Raw genomic sequence first — 17,405 nt, forward strand, 5'->3', positions numbered from 1 at the left:
CCTTCGTTTTAAAGTAGATTTATCCAATTAAATAATTATTATGCTTAACGATTAGTTCAAAGCTGAATCGCGATAATTTCAAACAAAAATCCTGCTTATGGATCAGATAAAATGGGGCATTATCGGGTGTGGTAATGTTACCGAAGTCAAAAGCGGCCCGGCTTTTAACAAAGTTGCCAATTCCAGCCTTGTCGCTGTTATGCGGCGCGATGCTGAAAAAGCAGCCGACTATGCGTCCCGACACAATGTTCCTAAATGGTATGCAGATGCCGACGAGCTCATTAACGACCCGGAAATCAACGCGATATACATTGCTACACCTCCGGACGCGCACGAAGAATTGGCGATTAAGGCCATGAAGGTAGGCAAGCCTGTCTACATTGAAAAGCCGATGGCGTTAAATGGCGCTGAATGCGACCGGATTAACGCATTCAGTAAAGAAAGCGGCGTGCCTGTTTTTGTGGCATTTTACCGGCGTTCGCTTGACTATTTTTTAAAGGTTAATGAATTGATTGACAGCAAGATAATAGGTGATGTAAGATTTGTTAGCATTTGCCTGCAATGGCAACCTTATGAGGAAGAAGTAGGTGCCAACCGGAAACCGCGCTGGCGTGTGGACCCGAAAATATCGGGTGGCGGGCATTTTCATGATCTTGCCTCGCACCAGTTTGATTTCCTGGAATTTGTATTTGGACCGGTTAAGTATGCTTCCGGGATCGCGCGTAACCAGGCGGGTTTATATGAAGCGGATGACATCGTCGTCGCCAATTATGAGTTTGAATCCGGTGTGCTGGGCCATGGAAGCTGGTGCTATACCATCAATAAGGAACAGCGCGAGGATCAGGCACAAATCGTTGGTGCCGCAGGCAGGATCACCTTTTCGTTTTTTGAAAAATTTGACATTATAGTCGAAACAGAATCCGGAACGGAGGTCATAAACATTCCGTATCCGCAGCACGTTCAACAGCCTTTAATTGATTCGATTGTGAAAACCCTACGCGGCGAAGGGACTTGCCCCAGCACAGGCGAAACGGGAGCAAGGGCGAACCATATCATGGATTGGATTACGAAAAAGTAATTTTTTTATAGTTTTACAGTTATTCAATCATCATAACCTCAAAATTAAATAGTCATGGCAAAGGGTAAAAATCTCGACAAGGGAAGCACGAAAAAAGAGCCTGAGAAGAACCTGAAAGAAAAACGCGCAGAGAAAAAAGCAAAAAAAGACGGCAAAAAAGACTACTAAAAAACCGCTTAGCGACAATGTCGCACTAAGCAAAGCCAATGCCAATGTCAGACTGAGCAGAGCCGAAGTCCGCTCAGTCTGACATATCAGTAAACTTCCCGGTTCGTCTTGTATTTGGCGAGCCTTTTCTTGGACCGGACGATTTTTGAATGGATCTTATTTTTCTCATCCGGCGTCACAATGTCATCAGCCTGAGCTTTTTCTATCGTTGCCAGGATTACGTCCTGTTCGCGCTGTAATTTGGAATATTCAAGCTCGGTTAATTTCTTATTTTTATAGGCTGCCTTAATTTCCGAATCGAGTTTTTTCAGTTCGGCTTTGAAATTCTGGGCTTGGGTCTGGTGCATGCCGACGAAAAAAGCGAAGATTGCTATTGCGAAAAACCTCATGATTAGTGGTCGTTAGTAGGAATGTTGCGTTTAATAAACATTGTGAATATAAGGGGTAGGGGTTTTAATTTAAAAACTGAAATGTGTGAATGGCGTCGTTTTGAGCAAGTTTCAGGTTGGGTAACTGTGGATCCGAAGCCAATTTTGTATAACAAATTATCAATCCCATGAACCAGGAAACTTATAATTACGACAAAATTGCCAAAGCCATCGAGTTCATCGTTGCTAACGCAAAAGAGCAGCCCTCATTATTCGAAGTGGCTGAGGAAGTGAGCATTAGTCAATTCCATTTTCAGCGTGTTTTCACAGAATGGGCCGGTGTGAGCCCCAAGAAATTCCTTCAATTCATCACTGCATCATATCTTAAAGAAAAGATCCGGGAAACATCCAACCTCGTTGAGCTCGCGGAACAAGCCGGTCTTTCCAGCCAGAGCCGGGTTTACGACCATTTCATCAGCATTGAAGCGGTGACTCCACAGGAATTCAAAACTTCGGGCAAGGGGCTGGCCATTCGTTACGGCATTCATCCTACACCGTTTGGAGATTGTTTTATCGCAGTAACGGACCGTGGAATCTGCGCGATGGCGTTCATAGATGAAGCAAGCCGCGAAGCGGAACTGATCGCATTGGCCAAAAAATGGTACTATGCCAACATTCAACACGACCAGGAGTCCACAAAAAGCTTTATCGACCGCATCTTTCAACCGGCAACAGGGTCGCTGGAAAAGCTGCCCGTGCTGATTCAGGGAACCAACTTTCAACTTAAAGTCTGGGAAGCTTTGTTGAGCATTCCCAAAGGCGCGGTGACCACTTACCAGCAAATCGCTCAAAGCATAGGCCATCCGGCAGCCGTACGGGCCGTAGGAAGCGCAGTTGGCGACAACCCGATCGCTTACCTGATTCCCTGCCATCGTGTTATCCGCAAGGAAGGAATGCTGGGAGAATATCGTTGGGGCAGCCTGCGCAAGAAGGCGCTGATCGGGTGGGAGGCAGCGCGCTCTGCATAACGGACCATCGTTGACGCCAAATTTCCCAGGAAAATGGCCTGCTGAGGAATAATTTGCACAACAATTATTGTAAGCCGAATAGCATAATTGTGATTTGCCAATGTTGTAAGGCATTGTCTGCTAAGCATTCACGCTTATTCGCAATGAGATTTTTCTGATATGGACTGATATTCGTAATGTCCTTCGCATTAACAATCAGTAATCTATATCAGTTATGAAAAAGCAATTATTTCGTTCGTTGGCTGTGGCGGCATTTTTCCTGACCATCAGCTCTGTGAGTTATGCTCAATTTTCACTTGGACTGCAAGGCGGACTTGCCAAATCCAATGTGGAAGACTCTAAAACCGTTGCCGGTGGTGGGGTGAACCTGCGGGTTTTTACATCGCCTAACTTTGCGTTTGGTGTTGCAGGTAAAATTTACGCAGATGGAAGCGATTATACGGTGGCAGGGCAAACGCTCAGCTCAACGGGCCGGTTGATGCCCGTGACCGGAACGATTGACTACTTTTTTACAGAAGGCGTGATTAGGCCATATGTTGGCGGTGATGCCGGTATTTACTTCTCAAAATACGATGCTAAGTTCAACGGAAATACAATCGTTGAATCCTCAAAACACAGCAACTTCGGTGCGGCGCCGCGTGCAGGTTTGATTTTTGCTTTCGGCAACGTCGGTATTCAGGTTGAAGGAATTTACCATTTCGTTTTTGGTAATAAAAACCACGGATCAACAACGGGATCAGCCAATAACATTGATTTCGAGTCGACTACAAATTTCGGTGGGGTTAATGTGGGTGTGATCTTCGGATTGGGCGGACAGTAAATTCCTAATCAATCGAATAAGTTGCAAAACGCGCTCATTGAGCGCGTTTTTTTGTTACTGATTAATTCTGCGGCTAACTTGCCGATCTATGCTAGTCTCGTCGTCACCGATCATCACGCAATTTTTCAGCGAACAAGTCTGTAAATGGCTGAGTGAAATCCATTTGCCGTATGAGATAAGACTGGAAACTGCATTTACGACCCATATTGAGATCAGGAATGACAACGGGCGGTGGCTAAACCTTGTGCTGGTTAATCTCCAAGATTGGCAAAAAAGTGGCTCGCCCGACAACTGGCAGCTTGAATTTAGTGAGTTGATAAATAGGCGGAAAAATGGTGAAAAGCGAGTTCTGATCTGGGAGGATTACTGGCTTACAAAGCCGCAAGTCATAAAATCGCGGTTAAGCGCAATGTTGGGAATTTCTCAGAAAATTGCCGCCAGGCTCACGCAGGTCCGAAGGATTGACCAGGAAACGGCTTCTCAATTTTTAGAAAAAAATCACTTGAATGCTTCGGTTAGCTCTAAGACCAGATTTGGCTTATTCCTGCCCAAACGTTATTTCCGCGTTTTAAAAAGCGATTTTGAATGTGGTCGAGAATCAGAGGAACTGCTTGTAGCAGTTGCAACATTCAGTGCGCCGCGTGTATTTGCCAGAGAAGATGGTCCGTTCAGGTCTTTTGAGCTGTTACGATTCGCAAGCTTACTGGGGACAAATGTTTCGGGTGGATTGGACAAGCTGCTTACGGCTTTTGTCAGGGAGAAAAATCCGGATGATATCATGACCTACGCGGATCGGGAATGGTCCGAGGGAGCTGGTTATGAGAAGCTTGGCTTTGAACGAATTTCTGAAACGCAGCCAATGCAGTTTTATTTATTTCCCGAGGATATGACGAGGACTACAAGGTCAAGTCTGGGCGCCATTGCGATCTATAATGCTGGCAGCATTAAGTTTGTTAAGACTTATAAATTGCCCGAATAAATGTCTGAAAACCAAACCGCTGTTCCGCTGCTCGTAATATTGGGGCCAACTGCTTCCGGCAAAACACATTTGTCCGTGAAAGTGGCTGCTATGTTGGGTGGTGAAGTGATTAGTGCGGATTCGAGGCAGGTCTACCGGGATATGGACATTGGCACCGGTAAGGATCTTGCCGAATATCAGCTGAATGGCGAAGAAATCCCATATCATCTGATCGACATTATGGATGCTGGCGAGCAGTATAATGTCAATGCGTTTCAAAAGGATTTTGCAAAGGCATATGAAACGGTCCTTTCCAACGGCCATGTGCCGATTCTGTGCGGCGGAACGGGTTTTTACATACTGTCGTTGCTCAAGGGTCATGCATATGCTTCCATTCCGGTGAATGAGGCACTCCGGACAGAGTTGGAAGCATTGCCAAAAGAACTGCTACTAGCGCGATTTGAGCATTATCAAACTGCATATCAGCAACTTGCTGACACTTCGACCAGAAAGCGATTGATCCGGGCGATTGAAATATCTGAGTTTCTGACAGTTCATCCTGAGGCAGAATCATTTACGGAAAAACAGGCCTATGATTACATTGTTTTTGGGTTGAATCCTGCGGTGGAAGTCCGGCGCGAGCGAATCTCCAAGCGGTTAAGGACAAGGCTGGAAAGTGGCTTGGTTGAGGAGGTTAAGGCATTGCTGGAAAGTGGGCTTACGCCCGAGCAGCTGATCTATTATGGATTGGAATACAAATGGATCACATTATATCTGACCGGTGAGCTGCAATACGAAGAAATGGTGGTGCGGCTGGAAACGGAAATTCACCGGTTCGCAAAGCGGCAGATGACTTTTTTCAGGAAGATGGAAAAGGATGGAATTGAAATTTACTGGCTTGATAATGAATGCAATGCTGATGAACAGGCGCAAATGATTTTCCGGCAATATCAGCAATATTCAGCAAACAGATAAGAGTAGTTTACCCTAAAAGACGTCATATAAAATGAATAAGAAAGTGAGCAGCCTTTTGCTGCTGTTGGTCCTGAGTGTAACCGATGCCTACCTGCTTGCGCATCCCAACCTGATCGGAAAGCTCGGTGTGATGGTTTATAAGCACGTTTATATCCGGAATTTTCCGAGGGCTTTGCTAACGGTTTTGCTGGTTGTGGGCATTTCACTGGCTCTTTGTGAATTGATAAGGCGGTTTGCAGACCGGAAGCCGGCTACCATTTATTACAGCTGGTTATTGGGCATTGCGGTGTTTTGGTTTGGTTACGTTTATCTCACGTTTTCCACCTTTTCTTATCGCATTACCGGCAAAGCATTTATCTATGGAGCTCACCTGCTGCCGGTTATTCTGGCCGGGCTGTTCGGGCGCTATCTGATCAAGCAGATACTGAGCAAGCCCAGGTATGTAGAGACTGATCCTAATGTGAAATGGACAAAGGACAAGGAAGCTTAACGGCTGTAAATTACATTATTTTCGCCTACATATGTCTTCAATAGAATAATATCATATTTACTTTAAATTGTGAAATATTATTGCCTCAGTCCCGATTTTGCACAAATAAAACATGGATAATAATAGAAAGTACACAGTTTTTTAGGATATTGCGGCTTGTGTCGGATCAGGAAATGGTTACTCTTGCGTTCAATTAACACAAAATTAATTTGTTGGATAAGTAAATCAGGAGCACGGAAAATCTTTGGATTGAATTGACCCGATTTACCTATATCTTGTCATTAACCTTTTTAATTTTATTCCCATTAATATGTCCCAAATAGCTGAATTAACCCTTGAAGGTAAGAAGTACGAGTTCCCCATTATAGAAGGAAGTGAACAGGAGAAAGCGATAGATATTGCCAAATTACGTGACCAGACAGGGTATATTACAATTGATGCAGGTTATAAAAATACAGGCGCAACAAAAAGCGCTATAACGTTTCTGGATGGAGAAGAAGGGATACTAAATTACAGGGGTTATTCAATTGAGGATCTGGCTGAAAAGTCGTCGTTTTTGGAAGTGGCTTACCTGCTTATTTATGGAGAGCTTCCTACTGCGAAGGAGTTTGAGGAATTCGAGCACGCGATCAGAACGCACACCCTCGTGAATGAGGATATGCGCAAGATATTCGAAGGATTTCCGGTAAATGCGCACCCTATGGGCGTACTTTCGTCGCTGGTGAGCGCGATGAGTGCTTTTTATCCTGAAACTTTTGATACCAATTCCGAAGAGATCACACAGCTGCATATCATTCGTTTGCTTTCTAAATTGCCGACGATAGCAACCTGGTCTTACAAAAAATCGCAGGGGCATCCGGTGAATTATCCGCAAAATGACCTGGATTACTGTTCCAATTTCCTGAATATGATGTTTTCGCTGCCCGTAGCGAAATACAATGTGGATCCCGTAGTTTCTGCCGCATTGAACAAATTGCTGATCCTGCACGCAGACCATGAGCAAAACTGCTCTACGTCAACGGTTAGGCTGGTAGGTTCTTCCCATGCGAACATTTATTCTTCCATTTCATCTGGTATCAGCGCACTTTGGGGCCCGCTTCACGGTGGTGCGAATCAGGAAGTAATTGAAATGCTGGAAGCCATTAAAAATGATGGTGGTGACGTGCAGAAATACATCAATATGGCCAAAGACAAATCGAGCGGGTTCCGTTTGTTTGGTTTTGGACACCGTGTTTATAAAAACTTCGACCCGCGCGCACGCATTATCAAGAAAGCAGCGGATGATGTTTTGAACAAATTGGGCATCAACGATCCGGTTCTGGAAATTGCTCAGAAACTGGAAAAAGCGGCTTTGGAAGATGAGTATTTCGTATCAAGAAAGCTTTATCCAAACGTCGATTTCTATTCAGGAATTATTTACCGTGCATTGGGCATTCCGACAAATATGTTTACGGTCATGTTTGCTATTGGCCGTCTTCCGGGATGGATCGCGCAATGGAAAGAAATGCGTGCAAACAAAGAGCCGATCGGTCGTCCGCGTCAGATCTACACAGGCGCTCCGAAAAGGGATTTTGTTCCGATGAGCGAACGCTGATCAATTTAGTAATACCACTTTCAATATCAAGAGATTGCTTGTAAATAGCAGTCTCTTTTTTGTTAAATAAAATACAATGCTGATAAAACAAAAACACCTCGAAGGCATCATGTCCGGAAACGTTTCCCTTGCTTTCCGCAAATGGAAAAAGCTTTCGATCAGGAAAGGCAGCCTGCTCCAGACGAGCATTGGGGTAGTGAAGATTACGGACCTTGCAGAAACTGAACTATCCAAAATAACGGATGAGGATGCCAGGCTTGCCGGTTATGAAAACGCACAAGCGGTAACAAGCGAACTCGAAAAAGTCACGAACGGCGCCATTTACCGGATTGAACTTGGCTACGAAAGCCCTGATCCGCGAATTGGTCAGAGAGAACAAAAGGAAATTACTAACGAAGAGCTGGAAGCACTGAAAGAAAAGCTCCTTAATCTGGACAAGTTCAGTAATCAGGGCAAATGGACGACCAAAGTGTTAAAAGCGATTCAGGAAAACCCGAAACTACCGGCTGTTGCGCTGGCAGCAAAGGTGAACAAGGAAAAGGAATGGTTAAAGACCAATGTCAGAAAGCTAAAAAACCTGGGTCTGACGATTAGTCACGAACCAGGTTATACGCTGTCGCCGCTCGGCGAATATGTTTTGAAATCGCTTCCTGAAAAGTCTCAAAAAGGATCAGGGATATAATCTTTCGATTTCCCAGCTGCCTTCATCCGTTTTTTCATAAACAAGCCGGTCGTGAAGGCGGCTGCGCCGTCCCTGCCAGAATTCGAAGTAATGCGGGATCACACGGTAACCGCCCCAATGTGGCGGGCGCGGCACCTCGGCACCTTCGAATTTTTGTTCCAAAAGTCGTGTCCGCTCTTCCAGCTCAGCGCGGTTTGCAAGATACTCGCTTTGTGTGGATGCCCATGCGCCGATCTGGCTTCCTCGGGGCCGCACGGCAAAGTATTCGGCTGATTCCTGGTCCTTGGTTTTCTCTACCTTACCTTCGATCCGGACCTGCCTTTCCAGCTCTTTCCAGAAAAACGTAACCGCCACAAACGGGTCCGATTCCATTTCCTTTGCTTTTTTGCTTTCGTAGTTCGTGAAGAATGTCAACCCGGCCTGGTCAAGGTCTTTCAGGAGTACAACTCTTGCCGAGGGACGACCGTCGGAAACCGTGCTGAGGACCATTGCATTGGGCTCCACAACGCCTGCGGAAAGGGCTTCGTCAAACCATAATTTAAACTGTGTGAAGGGATTAGGGTTTAAATCCTGTTCATCTAAACCCTTCAAATTATAATCCTGTCGTAATTTGGCAATATTATGGTCCATTGGATGCTAATATGTTCAATGTTAAGAAACCAAAAGTAGCCATTTCAGAGGAAAGATTATTAGATTTGTAATCCATAAGAGACGTACGTACGAAACCAGAATCACGATGGCACAAGAACAACAAGAAGGGGTCAAAAGCGATGAGCAGGAAGACCTGACACAAAAGACTATTGACACCCTTGAGATTGATCTTAACAATGAGTTGACGGAAGAACATGAGGAGGAAGTGCCAGACGTGGATTACAGCCAGTTGTCTAAGGAACAGCTTGTGAATATTTTGGAAAATGAGTTGGCGTCTATCAATGTGGAAGGTTCAAAACCAGCAGCATTGAAAAAAGCGGAATCCGTTGCGAGAGAAATCCGTCCGGTCCTTGATTCGATCAAACAAAAGGAGAAAGAAACGGCCCTGGCAGCATTCGTCGCAGAAAATGGCGGTGAAGAGGGGTTTGAATACAAATATGATGCAGAAACCCAGAAAATAGATGCTTTGAGCCGCGAGATCCGGGGTTTGAAAAACAGCTACTATCAAGGGCAGGAAAAAGAAAAAGAGAAGAATTTCAATGTAAAAACGGCTCTGCTGCAACGTCTGCGTACATTATTAGAAGACGAAGGCAGTAAAGAAACGGATGCTTCGGGGCTGAAATCGAGCTGGGAAGAATTCAAGAAGATCCAGGAAGAATGGAAACTAGCCGGTAACATTGCTTCTCCGCACAACGGAACGCTCTGGGCAACCTATAACGCGCTGATTGATCGCTATTTCAGCAACCGGAATATTTACTTCGAGCTGAAAGAACTGGATCGCCGCCGCAATGCTGAATTGAAAGCGGAGCTTTGCGAAAAGGTGGAGGAGTTGGGTAAGTCGCTGGAAACCCGTCCTATGACGCGTGAAATTCTGAACGAGGCCAATCACATTTTTGAAGACTATAAACACCTTGGCCCGGCACCAAAAGAAGACCAGGAAAAGTTGTGGCAGCGGTTTAAAGAAGCACTGGACGTGCTTTATAATGCGCAGCGCGGTCAGTTTGCAGAGCAGAAGAAGTCGATGCAGGAAAATTACGAGCAGAAGCTTAAAATCTACGAAGCAATAACACCCTTCACGACTTATAATTCAGGCAGCATTAAGGAATGGAATGCCAAGACAAAGGAAATAATGGCTTTCCAGGACCAGTGGGTTGCATTGAAAGGCATTATGCCGCGTGAAGAGGGCAAGGATCTGAGCAAGAAATTCTGGGCAGCATTGAAAACTTTCTTCAATAATAAAGGAGAGTTTTTCCGTCAGCTGGAATCCAAGCGCGAGCAAAACCTGGAATTGAAAAACCAGCTTTGCGCGGAAGCAGAAGCTATTCTGGAAACGGGTGAGGATAACCCTTCAACGACTCAGAAGATTATTGAGCTGCAAAAGCGCTGGAAAGGGATCGGACAAGTGCCTGAAAAGTTCAAAGACACCATTTACGAGCGTTTCAAAAAGGCTTGCGATGCATATTTTGATCAGAAACGCGCCAAGAATAAGGAAGTTGAAGAAGAATTTGAGAGCAACCTGAAAAAGAAAGTCGATCTGATCGAAAGGATTGAAGCGGCTGCCAATAACAAGGACGAGTCAACATTGAACTTGCTAAGTGCATTCAAGAACGAATGGACGTCTATCGGCTTTGTTCCTAAAAAGGATATGCAGGCGATTCAGAAACGATACATTGCGGCGATCAACACATATGTAAGCGCAATCGGCCAACTGTCGAGCAAGGAAAAGGAGCAGGCGGTTTTGGAAAGCGAAGTGGAACTGGTTCGGGATGGCGATAGCAGCCGTAACCTTTACAGGAAAGAAAGCGACATTCGCCGCAAGATTACGCAGCTTGAAAACGACATTGCGCTTTGGCAGAACAATATTGAGTTCTTTGCCAAATCAAAAACGTCGGACCGGTTGAAAGCAGAATTCGAAAGAAAGATAAATAGTGCGCTGAGTCAGCTGAATGACTTGAAACACCAACTATCTATCATTCAGGAAGCTATATAATTTTCGAAAAAAAGTTGAAAAATTTTAGCGCTAAATGTTGCGCTGTATAGCCTTTCCTACTACTTTTGCACCATGATAACGGAATAACAAACGGTATCAGAAAGTAAAAAGAGGCCTCCATAGCTCAGCTGGTAGAGCAACTGACTTGTAATCAGTAGGTCGTTGGTTCGATCCCGACTGGGGGCTCTTGAAAGTCAAGCACTTAGCATTAATTTGCTAGGTGCTTTTTGCTTTACTTGCAATAAAAGTTGCAATGGTTTTTTTATGAAAAAGGGATCAAATGGATCAAATCAAAAACTTGTGGAGGGCATAGGATTTTTCTAGGTTTGTATTTTTAATCAAACCAGGGTGTTTTGGAGAGTTGCTTGCCGCTTATCGAGTTAATCATACCGGAGTTTATAATTGACAATTACTTACTGACGCATGTAGAGAAGTCAGAAGAGCGTTATCATGTTTATTTAGAGGAAAGGAGCTTCCCAGATGATGATCCAAAGAAAAAGGATCTGCTCTCTAAGGGTTATTTCCCTATCATTACCCTGCAAGATTTTCCTATACGCGGTCATAAAGTCTTTCTGCATATCAAGCGCCGTAGATGGCTTAATACCAAAACAGATAAAGTTGTATATAGAAATTGGACCGAAGTAGGTGAAGGAACGCGAATGACGAGTGAATTCGCGGCTTTTTGAAAAGAAATTGGTGGATACGAGAGCTAATGATGTCTGGAGTATCGGTCGTTTCTATGGAGTAAATGGCAAAGATCTGCTCCGTCAATATCGTGATTTCTAGAGCGGATTCAAAGACTGGAACCAGAGAGGACACGCAAAAAAATGGCTTTTATTTCCTTAGAATTTAGGTTCTCATCTCTCGATCGACGAGACCAGTCTTTCTCGTGGCGAGCTATATACAATTCTCACAAACAAAGCTGCAAATGGTGGGCGGGGAAGCATAGTGGCTATTGTGGCCGGCACTACGCAAAAACAGTAATTGAAGTTCTCCGGAAAATCCCCGAATCGCTTCGCAAGAAGGTTGCTGATCGGACCGCCGACGCGGATCACTCTGGATATGGCAGGCAGTATGACAATGATTGCCAAGCGTTGCTTTCCCAGACCAACTCGCGTCATAGACCGTTTCCACGTGCAAAGGTTAGCAGTTGAAGCCCTACAAGACATCCGTATCAAATACCGCTGGGATGCATTAGACCAAGAAAACGATGCCATTGAGCAGGCAAAAGCTTCTCAGGCAGAATATCAGCCCGAATTATTGGCGAATGGTGATACTATAAAGCAATTGCTTGCCCGCAGCAGATATGCGTTGTATAAAAAGCCAAATACCTGGACTGAAAGCCAGCGAGAAAGGGCACAACTGGCCTTTGAGCGCTTCCCCGATCTTAAAAAAGCATATGATCTGGCACAAGAACTCAGTAATATCTTCACCAACACGAATGAAAAAATTTACGGATTAACAAGACTTGCAAAATGGCATGAAAAAGTCATACAATCCGGCTTTAAGTCATTCAACACCGTCGCCAGGTCAATAGAGAATCACTATATGACAATTGTCATTTATTTTGATAACAGAAGTCCAATGCTTCGGCTGAATCATTCAATGCCAAAATCAAAGCTTTTAGAAGTCAATTCAGAGGAGTTCGGAATGTTGAATTCTTCCTGTATCGCCTAAATCAGTTATATGCTTAATCCAAGTTGCTCCACAACATTTGGTCTTGATCCGCTACTTCAGCGTAATACAACCTCATCGGACACTCATTTTTTGACACCAATTGGAATTGGAAAAACTGGCAGGCTCTATTTAGCCAATGACCATCAGAGAGGAAAAAACGCAAAGCCAGCGGACAGAACTCCACGAATTTAATTCAAGAGTCGATGGAGGCGATCTCGACCATTTAAGACTTGCTCAATAGCAATTTCACTGCAACTTGCTTTCGGCCCCAAAGTTTGTTGATCGGAAATACCCGGTAGAATTTGCAAGCGAGCACTCTGTCTAAGCCATCTCCTTGTAGGGCAAAGTGGAAGCCGCCTAGGACACAAAGAACGAATTAAAGAAAAAGCCTACCAGGAGGATTAGTAATATAGAAACTAGCCAAGAACAGCTAAACAAACGACTGCCGACCACAGATACACATTAAATAGAATTATTTCTACACACCAGTTGGTTATCAACGAAATAGTTCGTAAATTTGACATCAATTGTAGCAAGTTTTCGTCTAAGGTTGAAAAGTTGTCGACGTATATTGCATTACGTTCAACCTCCGGCGTTCGGCTGACTTTTTAAAACTCCGCTATTCACTCAGAGGTTTCTAGTACTGACCGTCCGGTATTGGGCAATAACTCTCTAACCCGCGAATAAAATGGTTGGCTGAAATATTATCTAACGGCACAGCAGTATTGTTGGATCGTGAGTGTAACCATTATTCCTGCCATTTAAGAGAAAAGTAGTAAATGCCAATTTTAAAAGTTCAATTAAAGCCTTTGTCGTCGTGTAAGCAGAACTTACGAATGCTTAGAGAAATTAATGATCATTATAAAGAATCAAGACCGAGCGTACACTAAGATATAATTCAGCCGCTAAGTATGACTACAAATTTTACAAACGAAACGGCTGAATCCTACACGCAGGAACAAGTCTATGAGGTTCACCAACGGAACCGGATATCAATTACTGAGCCAGCGGATGGATTAATCCGCAACTTAGAATTACTAGCTCCTTTAGAACACTGGCTCTACGCAACCCAGAAAGAGCTGGCTAATGCACAGCTTTTGCATCCTGCAGAGCACCTGGTGTTAGACGGATTCCTTTTAAGGACACCTGACTTAAATCAATTATTTAAGCAAGTACAAGTTACACTACTGGAAGATCAATACTTTGCCTTTCAAGTTGTTACAGCAGAAAATGTCAAAGCAGAACTCCTTAAAGCATATTCCAGCTTCATATTTAAATGCTACTATCTCTTTTACTTTTTCGGAAGAAGAGTCTTGCCTAAACTGAAAGGTTTCAGAAAAATAGGCCGCCTGCTGGGAGTTCCCGTCGATATGTCTAAGGCAGAAGTTGTGGGACGATTAATTTACTCTGGATTCCGAATAGTAAAGATTCGGGAAACAGGTAAAGCGACAATTTTTATCGCCAAACGTCATCCTTCATTCAACCCAAGCTTGTCTGTTGCTGCTTCCAGTGAAGGAGTCTTGTTTTCAATGACCAGAAACGGCAAAAATGGAGAACCAATAACAGTATATAAGTTTCGCTCAATGCATCCCTATGCCGAATTCGCGCAGGCATATCTGCATGAAACAAACGGACTTGCGGCATGTGGGAAATTTAAAGACGATTTTAGGATCAGCACCGGTGGCAGGATCATTAGGAAGTACTGGATCGATGAGCTTCCGATGTTGTACAATCTTATAAAGGGCGACATCAAACTTGTTGGGGTAAGACCTTTAAGCGACCAATATCTGAGCCTGTACCCGGAAACGCTCCGGACGTTTCGCGCGCAATTCAGGCCAGGACTTTTACCTCCCTTTTATTCGGATTTGCCAAAATGTTTCGACGAGATACTTAGCTCCGAGCTTGCCTATCTGGAAGCATATCAACAAGCCCCGCTTAGAACAGACCTGACTTATTTTTTCAGGATAGTTACTAATATTTTCATCCGTCATGCAAGAAGTAAATGAAGTTTTTATCTGTTGTCTTTCCGTCTGAACCAGCCTGTAAGCAGACTTTTATCTCTTATTTTATTTCCATCTAAATGAACACACACACGTTAGCTGTTGATACGATTCAAATGGTAGACCTTAAGCAGCAATATCGCCGCATCAAGCCTGCCATTGACCGTGCGATTCAGGATTGCGTTGATGAAGCTGCTTTCATAAAGGGCAGCCAGGTACAGCAGTTTGAACAAGCACTGGCCCGGCACCTGCAAGTCGAGATGGTTTCCAGTTGTGCCAATGGTACGGATGCACTTCAACTGGCAGTGATGGCCCTTGGCCTGAAAGCGGGCGACGAAGTGATTGTTCCAGCATACACCTATGTAGCGACGGCCGAAGTTCTGGCCTTACTAGGGATGGTTCCGGTGCTGGTCGATGTGGATCCACATACTTTTACAATCACGGCTCAGGCTGTACAAAGCGCTATAACAAGTAAAACAAAAGCGGTTATACCAGTTCATTTATTTGGGCAATGTGCCGATATGGAGGACATTGTCAAGCTATGTCAGATAAAAAATATTTATGTTATTGAAGACAATGCACAGTCACTTGGTGCTTCATATACTTTCAGTGATGGCAAAATGAAATCTGCTGGTGCCATGGGGCATTTGGGGACAACATCATTTTTCCCGTCAAAAAATCTGGGATGCTTTGGGGATGGGGGAGCCGTGTATACCGATGATCCGGAACTGGGAACTAAGGTTCGCACCATTGCCAATCATGGGCAAGTTGTGAAATACCGTCACGACATGGTCGGCATCAATTCTCGCCTGGACACAATTCAAGCGGCTGTCTTGCTGGAAAAACTGAAATATTTGAACGATTACAAGGCAGCCCGTCAGCAGGCGGCGCAATGGTATGATCAAGCATTAGAAGGCATATATGACATCGAGATCCCGCAGCGCGCCGGATACTCGACCCACGTTTTTAATCAATACACATTGAAGGTTCCTGCCCACAAGCGCGACGGTCTGAAGGCATTTCTTGGAAGCAGACATATCCCTAGCATGGTGTATTACCCTATTTCCCTGGCCAAGCAGAAAGCATTTGAAGGGCTGAGCCGCCCTGTCGGGAATCTGGCAGTCACGGAAGATCTGTGCCACCGAGTCTTATCACTTCCCATGCATACCGAGTTGAGCGAAACCCAGGTCGAGCGTATTTGCGAAGCGATCAGGGAATACTTTGAATCCAAAAAATTACCCAATATGCTTTGCAGCAGATAACCTATGGAATCTTTATTCATTCATGCTACTGCCGTCATCGATCCCGGGTGCTGCATCGGAGCCGGAACTAAAATCTGGCATTTTTGCCACGTTATGCCCGGCTGTGTCATTGGAGAAAATTGTAATCTGGGCCAGAATGTGGTGATATCCCCGGATGTAATATTGGGTAACAATGTGAAAGTGCAGAACAATGTCTCTATATACACCGGAGTGATTTGCCGTGATGATGTTTTCCTGGGGCCTTCAATGGTTTTTACGAATGTGATTAACCCCAGGAGTGCATTAAACCGTCGGGGTCAGTATCAAAAAACCCTGGTGGGCAAGGGGGCCAGTATCGGCGCCAACGCGACGATAGTCTGCGGAAACGATATTGGCGAATATGCCTTTATTGGAGCCGGGGCGGTTGTTACCAAATCCGTTCAACCTTACGCCTTGGTGGTTGGAAACCCTGCCCGCCAGACTGGCTGGATCAGTGAATACGGTCATCGCCTCCATTTCGACCCACAGGGTCATGCCCTTTGTTCCGAAAGTGGAGAAGCTTATGCATTGCGTAATGGAGAAGTATCAAAAATAGCTTAATGCAGTGCCCGTAATTTGTAAACCTCTACAATATGAAACATTTTGCCCTGATAGGAGCTGCCGGCTATATTGCCCCAAGACACCTGAGAGCTATTAAGGAAACCGGCAACACCCTGGCGGCTGCCCTGGACACCTATGACAGCGTAGGCGTAATCGATGGTTATTTTCCGAAGGCAGCGTTTTTTGTCGAGTTCGAGAGATTCGACCGTCACCTGGAAAAGCTGCGACGTCAGGGAAATCCTATTGATTATGTCAGTGTATGCAGTCCCAATTATCTTCACGATGCCCATATTCGCTTTGCTTTGCGCAATCGTGCGAATGCGATTTGTGAAAAACCACTTGTATTGAATCCCTGGAACATTGACGCGCTGGTGGATATTGAGAATGAAAACGATAAGCAGACCTTTTCGATTTTACAATTAAGACTGCATCCGAGCATCATTGCGCTCAAAAAAGAAATAGCGCTCGCACCGGCTCATAAGATATTCGATGTAGATCTGACTTACATCACATCCCGCGGCAACTGGTATTACACCTCATGGAAAGGTGATGTAGCCAAGTCAGGCGGTATTGCTACCAACATTGGTGTACATTTTTACGATATGCTCTCTTGGATCTTTGGCGATGTAAAAGCCAACATTGTGCATGTACATGAGCACGACCGCGCCGCTGGATATCTCGAATTCAGCAAAGCGCGTGTAAGATGGTTCCTGTCCATTAGTGACCAAACCTTGCCAGTGCATATCAGAGAATCCGGCCAGACAACCTACCGCTCTATCACAGTCGATGGCGAGGAGATAGAATTTAGCAATGGCTTCACCGATCTTCACACGGAAAGTTATGTACAAATCCTGCAAGGCAATGGCTTCGGATTGGAACAGGCACGCGCATCTATTGAGATTGTGCATGCGATCCGTTGCGCAAGACTAACGCCGCTTTCAGGTGACTATCATCCTATGGTCAAACTGCCTTTGATAGAACATCCTTTTGAAAAAAATCATCGGGTTCCACACACAGTAATCTAGTTTCAAAAACTAAAAATGGTCATAAATGACCGGGTCAACGAGTGGTGAATTTGAATAAAC

The 17,405-nt window shown here is 44.7% G+C and carries 17 protein-coding genes, 1 tRNA gene and 1 pseudogene; 17 read left to right on the forward strand and 2 right to left on the reverse strand.

The features are described from left to right. The first annotated feature begins 97 nt into the window (after window positions 1-97). Entirely contained in the window at window positions 98-1,078 is a 981-nt protein-coding gene (locus tag G395_RS0128050) for a Gfo/Idh/MocA family protein (protein ID WP_026633022.1), read from the forward strand. Window positions 1,079-1,332: 254 nt separating this feature from the next. On the opposite strand, the gene G395_RS0128060 is transcribed toward G395_RS0128050, so the two are convergent. Next, window positions 1,333-1,635, reverse strand: coding sequence for a hypothetical protein (locus G395_RS0128060; protein WP_026633023.1), 303 nt, complete (start codon window positions 1,633-1,635; stop codon window positions 1,333-1,335). A 167-nt stretch (window positions 1,636-1,802) separates the two neighbouring features. Here G395_RS0128060 and G395_RS0128070 point away from each other — a divergent pair, with 167 nt between their 5' ends. The 7 genes from G395_RS0128070 (at window position 1,803) to G395_RS0128100 (ending at window position 8,161) form a co-directional block, all read left to right on the forward strand. Then, a complete protein-coding gene (locus G395_RS0128070) occupies window positions 1,803-2,642 on the forward strand; it encodes a methylated-DNA--[protein]-cysteine S-methyltransferase (protein WP_026633024.1) in 840 nt (279 codons plus the stop codon). A 214-nt stretch (window positions 2,643-2,856) separates the two neighbouring features. Beyond that, on the forward strand, window positions 2,857-3,462 hold the full coding sequence (locus tag G395_RS0128075; protein WP_026633025.1) for a hypothetical protein: 606 nt from the start codon (window positions 2,857-2,859) through the stop codon (window positions 3,460-3,462). 88 nt (window positions 3,463-3,550) lie between these two features. After that, window positions 3,551-4,441 carry a hypothetical protein gene (locus G395_RS30815; RefSeq protein WP_157486863.1) on the forward strand — a complete coding sequence of 297 codons (891 nt, stop codon included), beginning with the start codon at window positions 3,551-3,553 and terminating at the stop codon, window positions 4,439-4,441. After that, window positions 4,442-5,395 carry a tRNA (adenosine(37)-N6)-dimethylallyltransferase MiaA gene (gene miaA / locus G395_RS0128085; RefSeq protein WP_026633026.1) on the forward strand — a complete coding sequence of 318 codons (954 nt, stop codon included), beginning with the start codon at window positions 4,442-4,444 and terminating at the stop codon, window positions 5,393-5,395. 31 nt (window positions 5,396-5,426) lie between these two features. Next, entirely contained in the window at window positions 5,427-5,885 is a 459-nt protein-coding gene (locus G395_RS30820; RefSeq protein WP_051350458.1) for a hypothetical protein, read from the forward strand. Window positions 5,886-6,195: 310 nt separating this feature from the next. Continuing rightward, a complete protein-coding gene (locus G395_RS0128095; RefSeq protein WP_026633027.1) occupies window positions 6,196-7,479 on the forward strand; it encodes a citrate synthase in 1,284 nt (427 codons plus the stop codon). Between the two features lie 76 nt (window positions 7,480-7,555). Beyond that, complete coding sequence (locus G395_RS0128100) at window positions 7,556-8,161, forward strand: hypothetical protein (protein WP_026633028.1); 606 nt, start codon at window positions 7,556-7,558, stop codon at window positions 8,159-8,161. On the opposite strand, the gene pdxH is transcribed toward G395_RS0128100, so the two are convergent. After that, on the reverse strand, window positions 8,150-8,791 hold the full coding sequence (gene pdxH, locus G395_RS0128105; protein ID WP_026633029.1) for a pyridoxamine 5'-phosphate oxidase: 642 nt from the start codon (window positions 8,789-8,791) through the stop codon (window positions 8,150-8,152). The two genes, G395_RS0128100 and pdxH, sit on opposite strands and share 12 nt — an antisense overlap. Before the next feature lie 106 nt (window positions 8,792-8,897). Between pdxH and G395_RS0128110 the strand changes: the two genes are divergently transcribed. The 9 genes and pseudogenes from G395_RS0128110 (at window position 8,898) to G395_RS0128145 (ending at window position 17,345) form a co-directional block, all read left to right on the forward strand. Then, window positions 8,898-10,802, forward strand: a complete 1,905-nt coding sequence (locus G395_RS0128110) for a DUF349 domain-containing protein (RefSeq protein WP_026633030.1) — start codon at window positions 8,898-8,900, stop codon at window positions 10,800-10,802. A 113-nt stretch (window positions 10,803-10,915) separates the two neighbouring features. Then, window positions 10,916-10,988 (forward strand) — tRNA-Thr (locus G395_RS0128115). Between the two features lie 167 nt (window positions 10,989-11,155). After that, window positions 11,156-11,488 (forward strand): ISAon1 family transposase N-terminal region protein, encoded by a 333-nt coding sequence (locus G395_RS31940; protein ID WP_026633031.1) that lies wholly within the window; start codon window positions 11,156-11,158, stop codon window positions 11,486-11,488. Window positions 11,489-11,882: 394 nt separating this feature from the next. Beyond that, window positions 11,883-12,323, forward strand: a pseudogene (locus G395_RS32870) (ISL3 family transposase); the annotation flags it as partial. Between the two features lie 92 nt (window positions 12,324-12,415). Further along, window positions 12,416-12,496 carry a hypothetical protein gene (locus G395_RS32960; RefSeq protein WP_262485413.1) on the forward strand — a complete coding sequence of 27 codons (81 nt, stop codon included), beginning with the start codon at window positions 12,416-12,418 and terminating at the stop codon, window positions 12,494-12,496. Window positions 12,497-13,390: 894 nt separating this feature from the next. After that, a complete protein-coding gene (locus G395_RS30830; RefSeq protein ID WP_051350459.1) occupies window positions 13,391-14,485 on the forward strand; it encodes a sugar transferase in 1,095 nt (364 codons plus the stop codon). Window positions 14,486-14,559: 74 nt separating this feature from the next. Next, window positions 14,560-15,741, forward strand: coding sequence for a DegT/DnrJ/EryC1/StrS family aminotransferase (locus G395_RS30835; protein ID WP_035362246.1), 1,182 nt, complete (start codon window positions 14,560-14,562; stop codon window positions 15,739-15,741). A gap of 3 nt (window positions 15,742-15,744) precedes the next feature. Further along, window positions 15,745-16,320 carry an acyltransferase gene (locus tag G395_RS0128140; protein WP_026633032.1) on the forward strand — a complete coding sequence of 192 codons (576 nt, stop codon included), beginning with the start codon at window positions 15,745-15,747 and terminating at the stop codon, window positions 16,318-16,320. Between the two features lie 32 nt (window positions 16,321-16,352). Next, a complete protein-coding gene (locus G395_RS0128145) occupies window positions 16,353-17,345 on the forward strand; it encodes a Gfo/Idh/MocA family protein (protein ID WP_026633033.1) in 993 nt (330 codons plus the stop codon). Window positions 17,346-17,405: the final 60 nt, after the last annotated feature.

The organism is Dyadobacter alkalitolerans DSM 23607, from assembly GCF_000428845.1.
In the GTDB taxonomy this organism is placed as follows: domain Bacteria; phylum Bacteroidota; class Bacteroidia; order Cytophagales; family Spirosomataceae; genus Dyadobacter; species Dyadobacter alkalitolerans.

Bases quoted from the DNA above. Each gene is read 5' to 3' on its own strand.
- G395_RS0128110 (WP_026633030.1), top strand. From the start codon at position 8,898: ATGGCACAAGAACAACAAGAAGGGGTCAAAAGCGATGAGCAGGAAGAC.
- G395_RS0128050 (WP_026633022.1), top strand. From the start codon at position 98: ATGGATCAGATAAAATGGGGCATTATCGGGTGTGGTAATGTTACCGAA.
- G395_RS30830 (WP_051350459.1), top strand. From the start codon at position 13,391: ATGACTACAAATTTTACAAACGAAACGGCTGAATCCTACACGCAGGAA.
- G395_RS0128070 (WP_026633024.1), top strand. From the start codon at position 1,803: ATGAACCAGGAAACTTATAATTACGACAAAATTGCCAAAGCCATCGAG.
- G395_RS0128060 (WP_026633023.1), bottom strand. From the start codon at position 1,635: ATGAGGTTTTTCGCAATAGCAATCTTCGCTTTTTTCGTCGGCATGCAC.
- G395_RS0128145 (WP_026633033.1), top strand. From the start codon at position 16,353: ATGAAACATTTTGCCCTGATAGGAGCTGCCGGCTATATTGCCCCAAGA.
- G395_RS0128100 (WP_026633028.1), top strand. From the start codon at position 7,556: ATGCTGATAAAACAAAAACACCTCGAAGGCATCATGTCCGGAAACGTT.
- G395_RS30815 (WP_157486863.1), top strand. From the start codon at position 3,551: ATGCTAGTCTCGTCGTCACCGATCATCACGCAATTTTTCAGCGAACAA.
- G395_RS30820 (WP_051350458.1), top strand. From the start codon at position 5,427: ATGAATAAGAAAGTGAGCAGCCTTTTGCTGCTGTTGGTCCTGAGTGTA.
- G395_RS30835 (WP_035362246.1), top strand. From the start codon at position 14,560: ATGAACACACACACGTTAGCTGTTGATACGATTCAAATGGTAGACCTT.
- G395_RS0128075 (WP_026633025.1), top strand. From the start codon at position 2,857: ATGAAAAAGCAATTATTTCGTTCGTTGGCTGTGGCGGCATTTTTCCTG.
- G395_RS0128095 (WP_026633027.1), top strand. From the start codon at position 6,196: ATGTCCCAAATAGCTGAATTAACCCTTGAAGGTAAGAAGTACGAGTTC.
- pdxH (WP_026633029.1), bottom strand. From the start codon at position 8,791: ATGGACCATAATATTGCCAAATTACGACAGGATTATAATTTGAAGGGT.
- miaA (WP_026633026.1), top strand. From the start codon at position 4,442: ATGTCTGAAAACCAAACCGCTGTTCCGCTGCTCGTAATATTGGGGCCA.
- G395_RS0128140 (WP_026633032.1), top strand. From the start codon at position 15,745: ATGGAATCTTTATTCATTCATGCTACTGCCGTCATCGATCCCGGGTGC.